Origin of the sequence: Rickettsia koreansis (assembly GCF_046532895.1) — a bacterium.
Classification (GTDB): Bacteria; Pseudomonadota; Alphaproteobacteria; order Rickettsiales; family Rickettsiaceae; genus Rickettsia; species Rickettsia rickettsii.
This window is the reverse complement of sequence record NZ_WHLZ01000001.1, coordinates 335,295-353,160: the sequence shown is the minus strand read 5'-3', so window position 1 is coordinate 353,160 and position 17,866 is coordinate 335,295. Positions and strand designations below refer to the sequence as shown.

Below are 17,866 nucleotides of genomic sequence, written 5' to 3'. Positions count from 1 at the left end.
TATTATTCTGCCTGTTTTAATTGTTCGATATCTGCTTCAACAATTGCCGGAATATTCCGAGTGATTTTATCATAATCCCAATCCCACCGTTTAAATTTTAAGTAATTGCTCAACTATCTCATCAGGAAATCTATAGTGTACTATCTTTGCAGGATTACCGACAACAATACTATACTAGTACCCATAGCAATAGCACAAAATTTTCCTATAATCAGTAATAAGTGTAATCTCCGACTATATATATTTGGATTATGGATAAAATGTTTTAAAAATATCGTTTTTTTCGCTTGTTTAGGAACAAGATGGGGATAAGGGTTATTGTGGTTAGTCATATATTAAAAAATTTAAAGTAATAATTTTAGTTTATGAAATACTTGCGTTATAAATTACCCTGCTTCTTTACCTGCTGAATCATCACTACTTAATAATTTCTTGATGTCGATTAGAATCGGTTATATCGTTTAGTAATTTATCTAGTTCAGATATATTATAATTTTCTATAGAACTTCTAAATATAATTAGTTAGCTGCCAATTTTGGCTTCTTGCCATTCATAGCAGTCTTATTCTTGCTTGCAACCCAATTGTCGAAATCCTCTTTACTTACTACTTCTATAGCAATCGGCATGAAGCCGTGATGGATGCCGCATAGTTCGGAGCATTGTCCGTAATATACGCCTTTTTTAGCCACTCTTGTCCAGGTTTCGTTTATTCTGCCTGGGACTGCGTCTATTTTAAACCCAAGTGATGGAACGGCAAAACTATGTATTACGTCACCTGCGGTAATGAGAAACCTTACGGTAGCATTTTCAGGGATAACAATTCGATTATCAACATCTAATAATCTTTTGTGGTTAGGTTTTAAATGCTCATCAGAGATCATTACGCTATCAAATTCTAAATTATCATGATCAGGATATATATAATGCCAATACCATTGATAACCTACTACTTTAATAGTTAAATCCGTTTCGGGTATTTTTTCGGCATGACGCAATATTTTAAAAGACGGCACTGCAATAATAACTAAAATTATTATAGGTATTACAGTCCAAATTATTTCTATTAAAACATTATGTGAAAATTTTGCTGGTACGGGATTATTTTTTGCATTAAATCTTATGCATACAAAGCCAAGTAATCCGGCAACAAATAAAACAATAGCTGTTGAGATATAAAGCAGAAAATTATGAAAATGATGTAATTCCTCCATAATAGGACTTGCCGGCGGTTGGAACGTTACTTGCCAAGGTAACGGCTCGGAAGCAAAGCAATTATTGCTAACAATCAAAAAATAAATTAAAGTAATAGACATTTTTCCAAATTTTGCTTTTGGAGGTAATTTATACGTCAATCCGGTACTCGAATCCTCACGTACGCTTTTGTACGCTGCGGTTCGAGGGGAAGTGTCTCCCTTAAATTCCTCTCTATAAGCTGGTTTGGCAAGATGTCTAATAATATTTTTCATAGCACATATAAAGTTATTTATATTTAATATAAATGGATATACACTTTTATTAAAGTAAAAATCGATAAATTTTTGTAAAAACTACATATTTTAAATAATATTTTAGCTAGAAAGTGTACCTATATTAGGATGTTGCAGTAAGTCAATAACTTCTATTACTTTCGCATTTATTAATTTTGCTTGAATTTATTTATTAACTGAGGATTGTGCTTTGTTATGGCGATTACAGAAGGACAAATATTTTGCACTAACCGAGCGTAATCATTAAAATCTTTTAGTTTAGGTAATATAAGTACTTTATCAACAAATGTGAAAGAACTTAAAATTTTTGCTCGTTGTAATGGATTATGGATAGGTTGACGTTTTTTATATTTAATAATTGTTTCATCCGGCTCTAAAGCAACGATTAAGTATTTACCGTGTTTTTTAGCTTTGCGTAGAAATGCTATTATGACCGTAATGTAATAAATCAAAACAACCGCCTACTAGAACTATTTTACTATTTATAGGACAGTTTTTATTTAAAGAAATATTCTCATAATATTCTATTTTGGGTAATTTGACAGTATTATGGCTAGATATGAGTAGGACATAAGATTTATAAAAATTAATAAAAATAGGAAAAGTCTAGGCATAATATTTATCTATATAAGTTAATGAGAATTAACTTAATATAAAAAATTAAATTTTAATCAATAAAAAACTAATAAGACAGAAATAAAACAAAATTTTACAATTTTCTATTGTAATTTGTTTGTATGTAGTTCATATTATTACTAGTAATAAAAAATTGATTCAAATAATCTTCAGAGCAATTTTAATGAATGATACCGCACTATCTTATGATTTTAATGGCATATTACCATCATCTTTTATTAGTGCACGTCTCAGGAAAATCCTCACCTCTGCCTCCTTATTATTATTTATAGGATTAGTTGTTTTTGTCTCTTTTGCCGTTAATAATTATGTTAACGACACTTTATCCATAACTTTAGTACAACCTGATAGTAGTGAAGAGGAAACAATTTCATTTAAAGAAGTAGTAGTAAAAAAAGGCGATACTATAAAGTCAATTTTGATAGAACAACGTATCCCTAAAAATGAAATAGACAAAATTGTAAGTTTAATAAAAGAGGGAAAATTATCTTCTGCTCTTAAAATAGGGCAGCAAATTACTTTTGAATATGAAACAAAAATTACCGAAAACGAGGATGAAGATTTAACCTCAGAGGTAGCATTCTTAAATAAAATCGTTATAATTATCGATAAGCTAAAAACTATTGAAGTAATTAGAGAAGGTGATAATTTTAAAGTTGAAGAAATTGTAGTACCTTTAAGTAAAAAAGTTGCTAAATCGTCGGTAAGTATTGAAGCAAATTTTATGTCAGCTCTTAAAAAACTGGGCTTATCGGATAACAGTATAATAGAGCTGATTAATGCTTATGCTTATCAAATCGATTTTCAGCGTCAAATAAAAAGCGGTGATACTGCAACCGTAATAACAGAAAAATACGTAACGGAAGACGGTAAATTTTCCCACTACGGTAAAATTCTATATGTTTCATTAAATCTTTCAGGGAAAAAATATAATATATATCGTTATTCTCATGACAATAACGCAAATAATCATGCATTTTTTTCCGAAGACGGTAAAAGCGTAAAAAGAAGCTTACTTAAAACTCCGCTAAAAGTTATAAAAGTTTCTTCACATTACGGTAATAGAAAGCATCCGATACTCGGTTATACTAAAATGCATAAGGGGGTTGACTTTGCAGCTCCAACCGGTACGCCTATATATTCCGCAGGAAACGGAGTTATAACAGACATAGGTTGGAAGTCGGGTTATGGAAAATTTATTCAGGTAAAACATAGCGGTACGCTATCTACTGCTTATGCGCATGCTTCAAGTTTTGCAAAAAATTTAAAAGTGGGAAGTATCGTAAAACAAGGACAAATCATCGCATATGTCGGAAGTACCGGCAGAGCTACAGCTCCACATTTACATTATGAAGTTAAAATTGATGGCAAACATGTTAATCCTATGTCAGTTAAAACAACACCGGGTATAGAATTAAATGGAAAAAATTTAGAGAAATTTAAACAATTTAAAAAAGAAATAAAAACTTTAAGTGTTAAGCTTGATAAGGAATTGCAAGCTGATAAAGCAGCCACAGTTTCATTGTAGGGTGAATCCTTGTCATACCGTAATCAACTTGTTGTACGACTCTTATGTCACTCCCGCGAAAGCGGGAATCTAGTAAAATCTATAAAAAACTTGTTTTTTATAGGTTTATTTTATCAAATATATAATTTTGTATTAATATTAAGGTTGTTTTTTCTGGATTCCCGCTTTCGCGGGAATGACATTTACAATTATGCTCCCACTACTAAAAAAACTATATCTCACATTTGCTCGTAGTAGTCTTATAATAATAACCTTAGTGATTATTGATCAGTTAAGTAAATGGTGGTTTATTGATAATTTGAGATGGAAGCCGGGCTTAATGCTTAAGGTTACTTCTTTCTTAAATATGGTTTATACTTGGAATTATGGTATTAGCTTTGGTCTAATGCGTGAATATTATCAATATAGCAATACTATTTTCTTAATAACGAACACGATTATTGTCTGTTATTTATATTATTTGATGATACGTTCAAAAACGATCGGAAGCTTTGCCGGTTATAGCTTTGTAATCGGCGGAGCTGTTGGTAATCTAATTGATAGATTTTTTAGAGGAGCAGTTTTTGACTTCATCCATTTTCATTATCAGAATTATAGCTTCCCCGTATTTAATTTAGCTGATTGCTTTATTACAATAGGAGTAATTATCTTAATAGAAGATTATTATAGTACTAAAAAAGTTATTGAAGAAAAGGCTAAAGGGCATTATGATAATGCTCAAATTGAAGCTATGGCTGAAAAATTTCGTAATACCGACGATAAGGGTGGTAACGATAAAATAGCCTCCTTGCAAAATTAAACTTATAGAGAGGCATTTGAAGGAAACACGGAACGCAGAACCGTAACATAGTAGACCTACGTGAGGATTCGAGTACTGGATTGACGTACAAATTACCTCTAGAAGTTCATTTTGCAAGGAGGCTATTATAATTTTAATTTATAGGTGTTTAAGTGAAAAAGATTTTTTTATTATTTACTGTTTTATTAATTACTTCTGCTTGTAGTAAAAAGTTAAAAGAAACCGTAGGTATATCAACAGCTGGACCTAATGAGTATCAAGTACAGCGTGCTAAAGCACTAGAAGTTCCGCCTCATTATTATTTACCTGATCCTGGGCATAGCAAAACAACTTACAGTAATGTAAAAGGACAAGGTGAATTTAATGAAGGTGAACAAGCATTAATGCAGGACATGCATTAGTATACTTGATCAAATTCAAAAATTGGCTACGTCGTTTTACAAGATCTGCGGTGCTCACGTATTAAGTATACGCTCCGCTCCTCGACTTGTAAACTCCTTGCTCTTTTTGAATTTGATCTTCATATACCTGTTCTTGAATACTAAGACTGCAATGTTCTTGCAAATTAATTCATGAATTCTCATACAAAACAAAAAATAGGTGTTTTTGGGCTTGGTAAAACCGGTATATCGGTTTACGAGGAATTGCAAAATAAATATGATGTAATTGTTTATGATGATTTAAAAGCAAATAGAGATATATTTGAAGAATTATATAGTAAAACCGCTATCGCTGCTTTATCTGATTCAAGATGGCAAAATTTAGATACAATTGTCTTAAGTCCTGGAATTCCTTTAACGCATGAGATAGTCAATATTGCAAAAAATTTTAATATTCCAATCACTTCCGATATAGACTTATTATTTGCAAAATCAAAAAACTTAAAATTTATAGCTATAACCGGTACAAACGGTAAAAGTACTACTACTGCTTTAATAAGCCATATCTTAAATAGTAGCGGTTTAGACTATCCGGTTGCCGGTAATATTGGAGTTTCTGCTTTGCAAGCTAAAGCAAGTAAGGATGGATATGTACTTGAATTGTCTTCTTTTCAGCTAGATCTAGTAAAAACCTTTACAGCTAAAATAGCCGTGCTTCTTAATATAACTCCCGACCATTTAGATAGACATCAGGATATGATCTGCTATATTGCAGCAAAATCTAAGATCTTTGATCGAATGGATCAAGAGAGTTATGCGGTAATTAATATCGATAATGATTATTGTCGTGAAGTCTTTATAAAATTGCAACAAGAGCAGCGTATAAAGCTAATTCCTTTTTCGGTTACTAAAATTCTTGAAAACGGTATTTCGGTAGTTGATGATAAAATTAGCGCTAATTTTTTTGATGATATAAGTTTTGAATTACAGCGTAATTCAGAAAGTTTTAGACAAGATGAATTTCAAGGTGAGCCTGCGGAGCGTATAAAAATACGTGAGCACAGGCGAGACCTGCAAAATTCGCTTGTATCAAGCTTTATGCATTATGCTGTACCTTTTAATAAAAACCTGCAAGGAGTTCATAATTGTGAGAATATTGCAGCAAGTTATGCAGTAGCTAAAATAATAGGAGTAGAACCTAAAAAAATACTTGAATCTATAAGTAGTTTTCAAAGTTTACCTCATAGAATGCAATATATCGGTAGTATAAATAATATAAGTTTTTACAATGATAGTAAAGCGACAAATGCCATATCTGCCGTGCAATCAATTAAAGCACTCGATAATATTTACTGGCTTGCGGGAGGAATCCCTAAAGAGGGTGGTATTGAGGAAATAAAGCCTTATTTCAGTCAAATTAAGAAAGCTTATTTTTATGGTCAAGCTAAAGAAATATTTGCAAGTACTGCTAAGAATATAGTAGATTTTGTAATATGTGATAATCTTGAGCAGGCTTTCGATCTTGCTTATAAGGATGCAGTAGGTGATAACGCGGAGGTAAAAAATATCTTATTAGCACCTAGTTGTAGCTCATATGATCAGTTTAAAAATTTTGAAGAGCGTGGCGAGTTGTTTATAAAATTGTGTAGTATCCTGTTACCCCGTGGCTTGACCACGGGGTCTAGTTAAAAATACTAAATAATATTAGTATTTTTTATTGTTTTTCTGGATACCGTGATCAAGCCACGGGGTGACATCGAGGGTGTTTTCCGATCCATGCAATAACATTATAAATATAGCCATAATTGAATAACTATAATATGAATAACGAAATATCTAATAACTTTATAAAATTATGGTGGCGGAGTACCGATAGGCAAATAATAATTTCTTTAATTATCTTATTTGCTTTTAGTCTAATGCTTGTTACTACCTCAGGTTCAGCAGTAGCAAGTAGAATAGGTCTTGAAGAAAGTTATTTTGCATCTAGACAAATATTTTATTTAGCTGCCGCTTCAGGACTTATATTATTATTTTCATGTCTTAATAAAAAATGGTTAAGGCGTTTTGCAATAGTTGGATTTATTGCTAGTATAGTTTTATTAATAGCAGTTAAATTTTTTGGCTATGAAGTAAAAGGCGCAGTGCGATGGATTAATATTCTAGGTCTATCTATTCAACCTTCGGAATTTATCAAACCGTTTTTTGCAGTTGTTACGGGCTGGATATTATCGCTAAAATTTAATGATGATTTTCCAAGTTTTACGATTTGTGTAATACTTTATTCTATTGTTGCTATTCTCTTAATTATTCAGCCGGATTTTGGAATGCTTGTAATGATTACGGCAGTTTTCGGTATTCAACTGTTTATTGCGGGTATGCCGATATTTTGGATTGTTTTAGCCGGTTTTTTAGGAATGATAGGAGTAACTATTGCTTATTTTTGGTTACCGCACGTAACGCAAAGAATTAATTCGTTTTTAGATCCAGATAGTAGCGAGAATTATCAAGTTAGTAAGTCTCTTAAGGCGTTTGAGCATGGCGGGTTATATGGACGAGGTCCAGGGGAGGGGGCAGTAAAGCAGGTACTACCCGACTCGCATACGGATTTTATTTTTGCTGTAGCAGGTGAGGAGTTTGGAGCTATTATTTGCCTTATTGTTATAGGTATATTTGCTTTTATAGTATTAAGAAGTCTTATTAAGTTATTAAACGAAACAGATAAATTTGTACAATTTGCTGCTAGCGGTATAATTGCACAATTAGGGCTTCAGGCAATAATTAATATGGGCGTGACTTTACATTTACTTCCTACTAAAGGTATGACATTACCGTTTATTAGTTACGGTGGTTCTTCAACGCTTGCAATAGCTATCGCTACCGGTATGCTTCTTGGCTTTACAAGATACCGAACGCCGTTAAATTCGTACAAAATTCGTAATATTGAAATATGAAAAAAATCATTTTGGTAGCAGGAGGGACGGGGGGACATTTTTTTCCGGCAGTTGCTCTTGGAGAAGAATTAATCAAACGTGGCTATGAAGTTCATTTTATTACTGATTTAAGATGCAAACAATATATAAAGCAGGATATGAAAGTAATTTTTCATATCCTAGATTTAAAACGCTCAGGTAATATTTTCTTGTTTTTACCTAGGTTATCAATTGCAGTTTTAAAGGCTATTAAATTATTATATAATATGAAGCCTTCCGTCACTGTAGGGTTTGGCGGTTATCCTGTTATAGCTCCAATGTTTGCGGCAATTTTTTTAAGAGTACCGATTATAATTCATGAACAGAATTCTTACCTTGGAAAAGTTAATAAATTTTTTGCAAGCTTTGCTAAAAAGATAGCTATTTCTTATGAAAAAATAAAGAATTTACCGGAATTTGCAAAAAGTAAAATAGTAGTTACCGGTGGGGTAGTTAGAGAGAATATTAGGGAATTAAAGGTTATAGAAATGTCGTCCCGTGGCTTGACCACGGGGGCCAAAAAGTCTTTAATAAAAGCACTGGACTCCGTGGTCAAACCACGGAATGACAAGCTTTTTACAATATTCATCTTTGGCGGTAGTCAAGGAGCTAAGTTATTTTCAGAGCTGATACCTGCAAGTATCCAAATTTTGATGCAAAAACAGCCAAGTCTTGCATTAAATATAATCCAGCAAGCAGCATTAGATGATCAAGTAAAAATAAAAGATATATACTCGAAATTAAACATTACTTATGAGTTTGCTGAATTTTTTGATAATATGGCATTGCAATATAAAGAAGCCGATTTAGTGATTTCAAGAGCAGGAGCATCTACTATAGAAGAATTGACCTATATAGGGTTGCCGGCAATCTTTATTCCACTGCCTAGTGCTGCGGATAATCATCAATATTACAATGCACAATTATTGGAAGATAAAAAAACAGGATGGTGTTTAGAGCAGAATAATATTTCTGCAGGAAAATTAGCAGATAAAATACTCGATTTGATAAGTAATCCAAAAATATTAGAGGATGCTTCACAAAATTTATTAAAAAGAAGAAAAGAAGGGCATAAGCTATTAAGTAACCTCATAGAAGAGGTGATTGCGAGGAAAGACTGTAAGTTTTGATGAAGCAATCTCGTGCTAAAGTCCTGAGATTGCCACGCTCCTTTTAGTTGCTTGCAATGACGGGGTGGAGACATACAACAATACCAAAAATACCTCAGAATAATAATAATTTAATTAAGCACATAGCAGTTCAGCTCTTTATCCTTGCAAGTTTGGCTATTATGTGGCATTAATCATATTAGACTTTCTGCATAACTTGCTTCTAAGGGTAATTTGTGCGTTGATCCGGTACTCGCATCCTCACGTACCAAAGCGTACGCTGCGGTGCTGCGTTCCGTGTCTTCTACAAATTCCTTCTTATTAGCTAAGTTGTACAGGAAGTCTAATAAAAGTTTTGGAATAATATAAATATATGTTAAAAAAAATTATAATATTATTTTTAGGAATGTTTTTACTTTCAGCTTGTACAGATAATTTTAGAAGCTATTTTCAAAGATCAGCAAATAACAGATTGGTTGATAGCAAAGGTGCTAAAGGCGGCAAGAGAAAACCTGTATATAATAATAAATATATTACTTTGGCTAAAAAGAATATAGTAGAAGATAATCTTGATTATGATAACGATGATGATGACTATGATAGCGATAGTCCTTTAAGAGGAGAAAGAATCGATCCTGTAAAGAGAAATCGTGAAATGTATCTTAAGATGATTAAAAGGGATATAGCAAGGCAAAAAGCGGAAGCCGGTTTCGCTGAATCCGATGATGATATGACTTTAAGTAGAGCGAATAAAAAGGTTAGAAAAGACGATAGTGATAAAGAAAAAAAGATACAAGAGGAATTAAATCAGATAAAAGCCATGCTTAGAGAAACTAAGCGTGATATATCAAAATATACTTGTCCAAATGCTGTAGTAAATCAAAATTATGCCCCGCCCGTTACAAATTATGAGCCTGTAAATTATCCACCGGTAAAAAATAGTAAGCCGTATAATAACAATTCTAAGGTAAAGCAAAAATTTATCCGTGAAGATGATGATAACGGCAGTAATGCTTGTTCGATATAATAAGGCTATTCTTAGCTAAAAGCAGAAATCTCCAGTCTTTAGATATATACAGCAATCTCTGATGTGATATATTTATCACTATCAATAGGTTTATTATTTTTAAGTAAATTTATTAATAAAAATTAATATTTGAATATAGAAATATGTTAAATTATTAATAGGTATATTATGAAAAGTAAACTCTCAGCAAGTACTGCTAGTCTTACCTTTATAAAAGGCCTTCAAAACCCTATTGTTACTGAAATAAAAGAATTAACAAAAAAATTACATTTTTAAAAGATCAAGAGCTTGAAAAAGCTTACGGTATGGCTTCAGATGATGTTTCTATTCAAGCAACAAGAGAACAGATATTATATGCTTTAAGAGCTGTGGAATCTACAAAACAACATTCAACAGACAAGACACAAGCATTTATGAAATGACTACGGTATTTGTGTTGCTTACTCATTTGCTAATTATAAAAGAAGCGGTAAGGACATACTAGAATTTGTATCACCTTATTTATTAAAAAACGTATCTGATATGGAATATATTAAGGTATATATTCCTGGAGCATATATAAAAGAAAGTAATAAAAATGATGCTATGGAATTGCTTGGTAAACGAGAAGTAAGAGACTATTTAGATCAAAAGTCTTCTGAGTTAGTAAGCACATCGCTTGTACCGTCTACTCCTTCTACAACGGACACATTTAATTATGAGAGTGATGAAATTACGGTTGCTGGAGAAGAGAAAACGACGCCGAATACTGAATACGCTTGATACCACTATCACGCTGTGGCTTGTCCACGGGATCTAGTTAAAAATACTAATAATATTAGTATTGTTAGTTGTTTTCTGGATGTCGTGGTCAAGCCACGGTATAACACCGAACGAGTTTCTCGTGCCATACAAAAACATTAAGATTTCTAATTTAATTCCGGATAGTTTCTAATTTCAGCTTTATAATTGCTGTGCTTTAACCATTTCTTAGCTGTTTCTAAATATAGGCAAATTATCGGTGTGATGTAAAGAGTAAGTAATTGCAATTTGAGTAAACCTCCCACTACTGCAAGCCCTAGTGATCTTCTCTCTGCTCCTGTTGCTCCGACTCCAAGCGCAATAGGCATACTCTCATTAAGGCAGCTAGGGTAGTCATCGTAATCGGTCTGAATCGTATTATACATGCTTCATAAATTGCTTCATGCCGAAGATTTATTGCCAGTTCTCTCAAGTTCTAAGGCAAAATCGATAATCATGATAGCGTTTTTCTTCACTATACCGATTAACATTATAAGTCCGACAAATCCGTACATATCAAGTTCGCTATTAAATATTAGTAGAGTGAGTAATGCTCCCAATATAGCGGTATGTGGTCCTAAAAGTATAGTTATAGGATGCACAAAACTTTCATATAACATGCCAAGGATGATGTAAATAACTATAACAGCCAGTCCAAGCAATAAGCCAAGATTGGAAAAAGACGCCTGATATGCCTGCACTGTTTCTTGGAAGTTTCCCGTAATCGTAGCCGGCATTTGTAACTCCCGTATTGTTTGATTAACTTTTGGAACGGCATCACTAATTGAATATCCATCTTGCAGGTTAAATGATACCGTAACTGAAGGTAATTGCCCGAAATGTGAAATACTAAGCGGGCCAACAGTATTAACAATTTTAGCAAGGGTAGTTAGCGGTACTAAATTGCCGCTTGCGGAGTTAATATTGACTAAAGATAACATTGACGAATCTGTTTGATATTTAGGATCTAGCTCTAAAATAACGTCATATTGAGCTGTGGGGGTATATAATGTGGAAATCTGCTCAGCACCGTAAGCTGCATATAAGATATTTTGGACGTGCTCGACTGATATACCGAGTTTTGCAGCCTTATATCTATCAATCTGCACTAAAGTTTATGGCTGTGCTATTTGTAAATCCGAAGTGACGTCAATAAAACCTGGCAGCCAGCCGTGCGAGCTTGTCCTTTAATTTCGGTGCAAAGCTAAATAGCACATCTTGATCGAGTTCTTACATGGTGTATTGATATTGGCTTTTGGTTGCTTGTCCGTCGATCGTAATAGTAGGTACGTTCTGGATATATACCCTTAAACCTACTAAATGATTTAGTTTTGAACGTAACTGATCTATAACGGCGTCAGCTCCTATTCTTTGATCACGAAGTTTTAAGCTAATCAAAATCGTACCCTGATTTACGGCAGAGTTTCTACCTGAAACACCTACGGAATTTATTAAGTAATACATCACTTACTTGTTGCTGTTCTTGCACCATCGCATCAAAAGAAATAATTTGAGCGGCGTCGGTAAAAACTAAGATTTGTCCCGTATCGGAATAAGGCATAAAGCCTTTACATACTTTCCCAAATAAATAAGCCGTTGCGATGATTACTAAGAGAAAAATATAAGCATAGTAGTTTTTGAATGCTCTACTACTGTTTTTAGACTGTTACCATATTTTTGTTTGACATATTCAAAGGCTTTTTCGGTTAGTGGTAGGTCGTCATTGCGAGGCGTCAAAGACGCCGTGGCAATCTCGGTTGGTTGCCCTGAGAGTGCTTAGTCACTATGTTCCTCGCAATGACGATCCCTCAAAAACACATTACATAACATAGGAGTTACGGTTATCGAGATAACTCCCGAAAGCAAAATAGCGGTCGTAATAACAACGGCAAGTTCGTGCAGTAGCTTCCCTAAAATTCCGCTCATAAATAATATTGGGATGAATATCGTCATTAGGGATAAAGTCCTTGAGACGATAGAAAATCCTATTTCTTTAGTACCGTTAATACATGCTGCTATTTTACTCTCGCCTTTTTCCATATGTTGTGTGATATTTTCAAGCACTACTATTGCATCATCCACGACAAAACCCATCGCAAACGTTAGAGCCATTAAAGACATATTATCGATGCTATAACCGAATAGATACATAAAGGCAAAAGTACCGACAACTGATACAGGAAGGGCAATAGTTGGAATAATCACGGACCGTCAGTTATGTAGAAAGAGAAATATAGCACTCACTACGAGTATTAAAGCGAGTAGAATAGTAAAATTGGTATCATTTACCAATGCTCTGATATAGAAATTGATCTATCAAATATGATATTAATATTAATAATGCCTTCAGGGATTTGCCTGCGAAGCAACGGTAATACTTCTTTTATAGAGTCGACTATTTCAATAGTATTAGTATCCGGTTGTTTTTGAATAGCAAGTATTACCCCCGGCTTATCCCTATACCAAGCAGCTATTTTATTATTATTATCAATGGCTTTCCCGATATTTTTAAGAAAAAGCGGATTACCGTTTTTATAAGTTAATATTAACTCATTATATTCTTTAGCATTTTGTCATTTGCCCAGGGGCTCTAATGCTTGAGTAGATATCTGTACCGTATAAAGCTCCGGTCGGTAAATTAACGTTAGCAGAGCTTATAATGTTTGATACTTGGTCAAGCCCTATATTATTTGCTGCCATTTTAACAGGGTCAACCTGCACACGCACTGCATATTGCTGTGAGCCGTAAACTTGTACCTGTGCAACACCCGGCAGCATAGATAAACGCTCAGCCATAATTGTTTCGGTGTAATAGTCCACGGTATATAAGGGGAAGAGTCTCAGAGGTTAAAGATAAATAAAATATAGGTGCGTCGGCAAGGATTTACTTTACGATATGAGGGGCGGGGTAGGTAAGTCGTTCGGTAGCTGCTTGTACGTCTTGTGCCGCTGCATCTATATCTCGGTCTAAATTAAACTGCAAAGTAATTTGAGTAGTACCGTTACTATTAACCGAACTCATCGAGTCAATATCTGATATCGTCGAGAATTGCTTTTCAAGCGGTAATGCAACTAAAGACGCCATAGTAGTAAGGTCAGCAGCTCCAGGCAAGTTTACTGAAACCGGAATAGTCGGGCAGTTGATGTCAGGTAAAACGCTTACCGGTAATATCCTATAGCTGCATGCTCCAAACAGCAAAATAGTTGCCATGAATAAAGTAGCAAGAACCGGATGCTTAATAAATATTTCTGAAATACCAAATTATTTTTTTCTTGTTTTATGGATTTTTTCCGTCATACATATTGTCATTGCAAGCGACTGTAAGAAGCGTGGCAATTTCATGAAATAATGACAAACTCCTAAGATTGCTTCGTCAATTACTTTGTAATTTCCTCGCAATGACGATTTGACACTACTCCTCCCTAACACTCACCTCTGCTCCGTTAGATAATCGTAGCTGCCCGTTGGTGATTACCGTTTCTCCCTCATCTATACCGCTTTAATAACAATAAAATCATCATTAGAAAACACTATATCTATATTCTTGACTACGGCTTTATTATCTTGATCGACAACAAATATATAAGGACCTTGATCGTTAGTTTGCATGGCTTTAGATGGAACTATTAAAGCCGCTTGTTCGATGTAAATCGTTAGGGATACACGAACACACTGTCCCAGCCATAATATTTCGTTTTGGTTAGGTAGTGTTGCTTTAACTTTGATAGTGCCGCTATTTGGATCAATCGAATTATCGACAAAAACGATCTCACCGTCTTTAATTTCTTGGTCGCTTACGGTTCTAACCGTCAAAGCTAAATCATTAGATTTTTGAGATTTATTAATACGATCGAGATATTTTTCAGGTACGGAGAAGCTGACATAAATAGGCGAGCTAGTATTGATAGTTACTAGACACACAAAATCCGGCGATACTAAATCACCTATATCCACATTACTCTCACTAAGTTTACCATCAAAAGGAGCTACTATTTTTGAATACTCGATTTGTAAATTAGCGTCTGCAATAATTGCTTTATCGCGTTCCATGGTGGCCCTAAGCATATTCATATTAGTTAGCATTTGTAAATACTGCTCCTCCGAAACGGCTTTTTCCTCGTATAAAGCACGATATCTTGCCTCTTCTTTTATAGCATCTTCAAGGTTATAAGTATCACTTAGTAAATTTGCTTGTGCTTGCTGTAATTGATTTTGAAACGGACGAGAATCGATTTCATATAATAAATCACCTGTTTTTACTTCTTGTCCGTCATCAAAATTTACACTTAATATTTGGCCCGTAACTTGAGATTGAATATCGGCACTTTGGTAAGTTTCAGCTACTCCTGCAAGTGCTATCACATCAGGTACGTCTTTTCTGATAACTTGTGTTACCTCAACCGGAGCTGCTATAGTGATTTGTTTACTGCTTTTATGATGATGTTTTATTACCCAAACCTAATATTACTATTAGTACTAGTAATGTTATCAATATCAAATTCTGCATTATTGTTTTAAGCATTGTTATTTGCCAAAATCAAAAATAGGTCCTGCTATGTTGCCGCCTACCTGCCAAGTCTCAGTTGAGTTAGTAAACAGAGTATTAAGTTTATTGCTACCGAATCCTAATAAGCCTGTTAAAGAAATTTGTGGAAAATAAGTAGCTTTTATTGTTTTTAAGTTTACATCTGCTGCTAGTAAATTCTGCTCTGCTGCTTTAATATCCGGTCTTTGCTCTAAAAGCTCTGATGGTAATATTTTAGGTAATACCGGTAGAGCAGGGAAGTAATCTATTGGTTTATCACGATAAATTAAGCCGTTTACTATATTTTTAGGTCTACCTACTAAAATTTTTAAAGCGGTTTCCTGCTCATGTCTTTGTTGTGTTAAAGGCGGCAATGATCACTTAGTAAGTGCAAACTCGGAAGCAGCTTCACTAACCGATATTAAATCACCTATGCCAAGATTATATAATTTCTGATTTAATTTATAAATTTCCGTTTGAGCCTCAATTAGCTTTTCAGTGAGATAGATTTGTTTGTCTAATGCTAAAAGATTAAAGTAACTTATAGTGACGTTACTTATAACTGATAAACGTACCTCTGCCTTGCTATACTCACTTGCAAGGAAAGTTTTTTTAGCCGATTCGCTAGCGTTGGCGGCTGCCTCCATAAATCCAGCTCGTAATTAAGCACGCTTGCTAGCCCAAAATTATTAGAGAATTTCGGTTCATTCGGTGCTTTTGTTTCTTTACTGTTTTTTGTGCGATTTGTTCCGCCTTGTAAATTGATTTGTGGAAATCTATAAGAATTAATAAGGGTAAGCTGTGCTTGCGCTGCTAGCACATTACTCATTGCTAAGCTCAATATCGGAGTTACCGGTTAAAGATTCTTCGATTAGGTTATTTAACACCGGATCGTTAAATTGCAGTCACCACTTGGAGGATGCATTATTATTTTGTTCTAGAGAATAATTATTCCAAGTAGTAGGTAATGAGAGTTTAGGGGGGCATATTATCGTGTTTTGCATTACAACCACATAGAAGAAATGATGAAATCGATAAAACTAGAATATATTTTAAGTAAATGAAAAATCGGCATACGAAGTTCATAGATTAGGTTCATTAAAATAAATTCATATTACTTAATATTAATTATGAATCTTTAAACCGTTATGTCAATATAGACTATTATTTTTTCAACTAAATATTTTTATAATTACGTAATAATGTTGCTACAGCATATTTTAGAAAGCTTGATATAAGTGAATTTTACAGGATTCGCTTGTGTTCACGTATTTTTATAAGCTGTGTAGGCTCACCCTTAAATTCATCTTATCTGAAGCTTTCTAAAATATGCTGTAACTTTTCAGAAACAACTTTAACGTCATAATTTTGTTGGAGAGTAAGGTAGGCGTTTTTAGAAAATTCTTTTGCTTTTATAGGGTTCTCTATTAGATAAACAATTTTTGCTGCTAAATCTTCAGCAGAGCCGGCTTTACAAATAAGCCCATCTTGCATGTCGTTTAAGATTGCTGCAGGCCCTTCAGTATCTGTACTAACGATAGGCATGCTTGCCTCCATTGCTTCAAGCACTATAATTCCAAACGGTTCATGAAGAGACGGTAAGCAAAAAATATCTATTTGTTTAAAGAATTTATCTCTATCGTTAACCCATCCCGTAAATGATATTTGATCTTGTAAATTAAGTTTATGTGCTAAAGCAATTAAATTATCTTTTTCCTCGCCGCTGCCACCTATAATTGCATGAAGATCATATTTTTTTTCTTTTAAAATTTTGATAGCTTTAATAAAAACATCAACACCTTTCTTAGCTACAAATCTTGCTAGTACACCAATTACGACAGGTTTTCTATATGTTTTATTTGGAATAAAGTCTTTAGCAATATTTATCATATTCGGTAGGATGCATATCCTAGATTCGGCAAAGTTATTTTTTAGTAAAAATTCTTTCATATGATGAGTCAAGGCAATAACAAAATCACATTTACGTAGTCCTTTTAAACTATAATTATGAGCGATACCGATTAATTTTATATTGTGTGATTTAGCAAATTTACTAAAATTTATTGCTCTATTACCGTGTGCTATAATTATATCGGGCTTAGTCTTATGAATTATATACTTAAGAATAAGTATCGAGAGTAAAGCAAACGGTACTATATTAGGTAGTTTTAAGCTTTGTTTGTGTAGAAAGGAATTTATTTTTGCCTTGTAAGAAGTGATATTTATAACCTCAATTTTTTGCATCTCTAAAGCAGTGCTATAATCTAAAAATGCTTGTTGAATGCCACCAAGGTCACGACTTAGCATAATATTAAGGATCTTCATTACTTTAATTGCTCGATTTCTTTTTCTGTTAAACTGGTAAAATCTATAATTTTATCTAAAGGTTTATTTTTTGCTAACATTTTTTTAACTATAGAAATTTTTTGTCTTGCTTCCCCTTTAGCTTTAGCATCCATAATTTTCTGCTCCTCTAAGGCTAGATTATCCATGTCGGTTTTTATCATTTTTTCATAAGTATTTAACTCTTTTTCAGACCAACCAGCTTGATCCAAAGCATAAAAAGCTTTTTTAATAATAAAATCATGACCTATCAAATTCTCCATTTCGTCTAGAGTGCTT

The 17,866-nt window shown here is 33.6% G+C and carries 19 protein-coding genes and 6 pseudogenes; 9 read left to right on the top strand and 16 right to left on the bottom strand.

Features of this window, described 5'->3' with window-relative positions:
• Positions 1 to 2: 2 nt before the first annotated feature.
• The 3 genes and pseudogenes from GCO76_RS02015 to GCO76_RS02005 all read right to left on the bottom strand — a co-directional run bounded on the left by GCO76_RS02015 (position 3) and on the right by GCO76_RS02005 (position 1,939).
• A pseudogene (locus GCO76_RS02015) lies at positions 3 to 332 on the bottom strand (acetyltransferase).
• Positions 333 to 518: 186 nt separating this feature from the next.
• On the bottom strand, positions 519 to 1,466 hold the full coding sequence (gene coxB, locus GCO76_RS02010) for a cytochrome c oxidase subunit II (RefSeq protein WP_410956003.1): 948 nt from the start codon (positions 1,464 to 1,466) through the stop codon (positions 519 to 521).
• A gap of 170 nt (positions 1,467 to 1,636) precedes the next feature.
• Positions 1,637 to 1,939: a hypothetical protein gene (locus tag GCO76_RS02005; protein ID WP_410956002.1), complete on the bottom strand. Its 303-nt coding sequence runs from the start codon at positions 1,937 to 1,939 to the stop codon at positions 1,637 to 1,639.
• Positions 1,940 to 2,286: 347 nt separating this feature from the next.
• Between GCO76_RS02005 and GCO76_RS02000 the strand changes: the two genes are divergently transcribed.
• The 9 genes and pseudogenes from GCO76_RS02000 (at position 2,287) to GCO76_RS01960 (ending at position 10,700) form a co-directional block, all read left to right on the top strand.
• Positions 2,287 to 3,651, top strand: coding sequence for a M23 family metallopeptidase (locus GCO76_RS02000; protein ID WP_410956001.1), 1,365 nt, complete (start codon positions 2,287 to 2,289; stop codon positions 3,649 to 3,651).
• 190 nt (positions 3,652 to 3,841) lie between these two features.
• Positions 3,842 to 4,450, top strand: coding sequence for a signal peptidase II (gene lspA / locus GCO76_RS01995; protein WP_410956453.1), 609 nt, complete (start codon positions 3,842 to 3,844; stop codon positions 4,448 to 4,450).
• Between the two features lie 3 nt (positions 4,451 to 4,453).
• Positions 4,454 to 4,569: pseudogene (locus GCO76_RS01990) on the top strand (palindromic element RPE1 domain-containing protein); the annotation flags it as partial.
• 33 nt (positions 4,570 to 4,602) lie between these two features.
• The gene (locus GCO76_RS01985) at positions 4,603 to 4,851 is read left to right on the top strand and encodes a DUF3035 domain-containing protein (protein ID WP_024704530.1); all 249 of its coding nucleotides are present in this window, start codon (positions 4,603 to 4,605) and stop codon (positions 4,849 to 4,851) included.
• A gap of 171 nt (positions 4,852 to 5,022) precedes the next feature.
• A complete protein-coding gene (gene murD, locus GCO76_RS01980; RefSeq protein ID WP_410956000.1) occupies positions 5,023 to 6,519 on the top strand; it encodes a UDP-N-acetylmuramoyl-L-alanine--D-glutamate ligase in 1,497 nt (498 codons plus the stop codon).
• A 131-nt stretch (positions 6,520 to 6,650) separates the two neighbouring features.
• Complete coding sequence (ftsW, locus tag GCO76_RS01975) at positions 6,651 to 7,784, top strand: putative lipid II flippase FtsW (protein WP_410955999.1); 1,134 nt, start codon at positions 6,651 to 6,653, stop codon at positions 7,782 to 7,784.
• Positions 7,781 to 8,932, top strand: a complete 1,152-nt coding sequence (gene murG / locus GCO76_RS01970) for an undecaprenyldiphospho-muramoylpentapeptide beta-N-acetylglucosaminyltransferase (protein WP_410955998.1) — start codon at positions 7,781 to 7,783, stop codon at positions 8,930 to 8,932. Before ftsW ends, murG begins: the two co-directional genes overlap by 4 nt.
• A 352-nt stretch (positions 8,933 to 9,284) precedes the next feature.
• Positions 9,285 to 9,938: a hypothetical protein gene (locus tag GCO76_RS01965; protein WP_014014259.1), complete on the top strand. Its 654-nt coding sequence runs from the start codon at positions 9,285 to 9,287 to the stop codon at positions 9,936 to 9,938.
• Between the two features lie 522 nt (positions 9,939 to 10,460).
• Complete coding sequence (locus GCO76_RS01960) at positions 10,461 to 10,700, top strand: hypothetical protein (RefSeq protein WP_410956481.1); 240 nt, start codon at positions 10,461 to 10,463, stop codon at positions 10,698 to 10,700.
• A 36-nt stretch (positions 10,701 to 10,736) separates the two neighbouring features.
• Here the strand turns inward: GCO76_RS01960 and GCO76_RS01955 are convergent.
• The 13 genes and pseudogenes from GCO76_RS01955 to GCO76_RS01895 form a co-directional block, all read right to left on the bottom strand.
• A pseudogene (locus GCO76_RS01955) lies at positions 10,737 to 10,838 on the bottom strand (permease); the annotation flags it as partial.
• 8 nt (positions 10,839 to 10,846) lie between these two features.
• The gene (locus tag GCO76_RS01950; RefSeq protein ID WP_410955997.1) at positions 10,847 to 11,104 is read right to left on the bottom strand and encodes a hypothetical protein; all 258 of its coding nucleotides are present in this window, start codon (positions 11,102 to 11,104) and stop codon (positions 10,847 to 10,849) included.
• Between the two features lie 15 nt (positions 11,105 to 11,119).
• The gene (locus GCO76_RS01945; protein ID WP_410955996.1) at positions 11,120 to 11,827 is read right to left on the bottom strand and encodes an efflux RND transporter permease subunit; all 708 of its coding nucleotides are present in this window, start codon (positions 11,825 to 11,827) and stop codon (positions 11,120 to 11,122) included.
• Between the two features lie 6 nt (positions 11,828 to 11,833).
• A pseudogene (locus GCO76_RS01940) lies at positions 11,834 to 12,321 on the bottom strand (efflux RND transporter permease subunit).
• A gap of 5 nt (positions 12,322 to 12,326) precedes the next feature.
• Positions 12,327 to 12,923 (bottom strand): annotated as a pseudogene (locus GCO76_RS01935) (efflux RND transporter permease subunit).
• 80 nt (positions 12,924 to 13,003) lie between these two features.
• Positions 13,004 to 13,357 (bottom strand): annotated as a pseudogene (locus GCO76_RS01930) (efflux RND transporter permease subunit).
• Positions 13,281 to 13,514, bottom strand: coding sequence for an efflux RND transporter permease subunit (locus tag GCO76_RS01925; RefSeq protein ID WP_410956452.1), 234 nt, complete (start codon positions 13,512 to 13,514; stop codon positions 13,281 to 13,283). Before GCO76_RS01925 ends, GCO76_RS01930 begins: the two are co-directional and overlap by 77 nt.
• A gap of 88 nt (positions 13,515 to 13,602) precedes the next feature.
• Entirely contained in the window at positions 13,603 to 13,929 is a 327-nt protein-coding gene (locus tag GCO76_RS01920) for an efflux RND transporter permease subunit (protein WP_410955995.1), read from the bottom strand.
• Between the two features lie 279 nt (positions 13,930 to 14,208).
• The gene (locus GCO76_RS01915; RefSeq protein ID WP_410955994.1) at positions 14,209 to 15,081 is read right to left on the bottom strand and encodes an efflux RND transporter periplasmic adaptor subunit; all 873 of its coding nucleotides are present in this window, start codon (positions 15,079 to 15,081) and stop codon (positions 14,209 to 14,211) included.
• A 162-nt stretch (positions 15,082 to 15,243) separates the two neighbouring features.
• Positions 15,244 to 15,618 carry a TolC family protein gene (locus GCO76_RS01910; RefSeq protein ID WP_410955993.1) on the bottom strand — a complete coding sequence of 125 codons (375 nt, stop codon included), beginning with the start codon at positions 15,616 to 15,618 and terminating at the stop codon, positions 15,244 to 15,246.
• A 3-nt stretch (positions 15,619 to 15,621) separates the two neighbouring features.
• The gene (locus GCO76_RS01905) at positions 15,622 to 15,891 is read right to left on the bottom strand and encodes a TolC family protein (protein WP_410955992.1); all 270 of its coding nucleotides are present in this window, start codon (positions 15,889 to 15,891) and stop codon (positions 15,622 to 15,624) included.
• A gap of 661 nt (positions 15,892 to 16,552) precedes the next feature.
• Positions 16,553 to 17,569, bottom strand: a complete 1,017-nt coding sequence (locus tag GCO76_RS01900) for a glycosyltransferase family 4 protein (protein ID WP_410955991.1) — start codon at positions 17,567 to 17,569, stop codon at positions 16,553 to 16,555.
• Positions 17,569 to 17,850, bottom strand: coding sequence for a hypothetical protein (locus GCO76_RS01895; protein ID WP_410955990.1), 282 nt, complete (start codon positions 17,848 to 17,850; stop codon positions 17,569 to 17,571). The genes GCO76_RS01900 and GCO76_RS01895 overlap by 1 nt, the downstream gene beginning before the upstream one ends.
• Positions 17,851 to 17,866: the final 16 nt, after the last annotated feature.

Excerpts from the sequence above, each read along its gene's own strand:
- coxB (WP_410956003.1), bottom strand. The coding sequence starts at position 1,466 with ATGAAAAATATTATTAGACATCTTGCCAAACCAGCTTATAGAGAGGAA.
- GCO76_RS02000 (WP_410956001.1), top strand. The coding sequence starts at position 2,287 with ATGAATGATACCGCACTATCTTATGATTTTAATGGCATATTACCATCA.
- lspA (WP_410956453.1), top strand. The coding sequence starts at position 3,842 with ATGCTCCCACTACTAAAAAAACTATATCTCACATTTGCTCGTAGTAGT.
- murD (WP_410956000.1), top strand. The coding sequence starts at position 5,023 with ATGAATTCTCATACAAAACAAAAAATAGGTGTTTTTGGGCTTGGTAAA.
- ftsW (WP_410955999.1), top strand. The coding sequence starts at position 6,651 with ATGAATAACGAAATATCTAATAACTTTATAAAATTATGGTGGCGGAGT.
- murG (WP_410955998.1), top strand. The coding sequence starts at position 7,781 with ATGAAAAAAATCATTTTGGTAGCAGGAGGGACGGGGGGACATTTTTTT.
- GCO76_RS01965 (WP_014014259.1), top strand. The coding sequence starts at position 9,285 with ATGTTAAAAAAAATTATAATATTATTTTTAGGAATGTTTTTACTTTCA.
- GCO76_RS01960 (WP_410956481.1), top strand. The coding sequence starts at position 10,461 with ATGGAATATATTAAGGTATATATTCCTGGAGCATATATAAAAGAAAGT.
- GCO76_RS01950 (WP_410955997.1), bottom strand. The coding sequence starts at position 11,104 with ATGTATAATACGATTCAGACCGATTACGATGACTACCCTAGCTGCCTT.
- GCO76_RS01925 (WP_410956452.1), bottom strand. The coding sequence starts at position 13,514 with ATGGCTGAGCGTTTATCTATGCTGCCGGGTGTTGCACAGGTACAAGTT.
- GCO76_RS01920 (WP_410955995.1), bottom strand. The coding sequence starts at position 13,929 with ATGGCAACTATTTTGCTGTTTGGAGCATGCAGCTATAGGATATTACCG.
- GCO76_RS01905 (WP_410955992.1), bottom strand. The coding sequence starts at position 15,891 with ATGGAGGCAGCCGCCAACGCTAGCGAATCGGCTAAAAAAACTTTCCTT.
- GCO76_RS01900 (WP_410955991.1), bottom strand. The coding sequence starts at position 17,569 with ATGAAGATCCTTAATATTATGCTAAGTCGTGACCTTGGTGGCATTCAA.
- GCO76_RS01895 (WP_410955990.1), bottom strand. The coding sequence starts at position 17,850 with ATGGAGAATTTGATAGGTCATGATTTTATTATTAAAAAAGCTTTTTAT.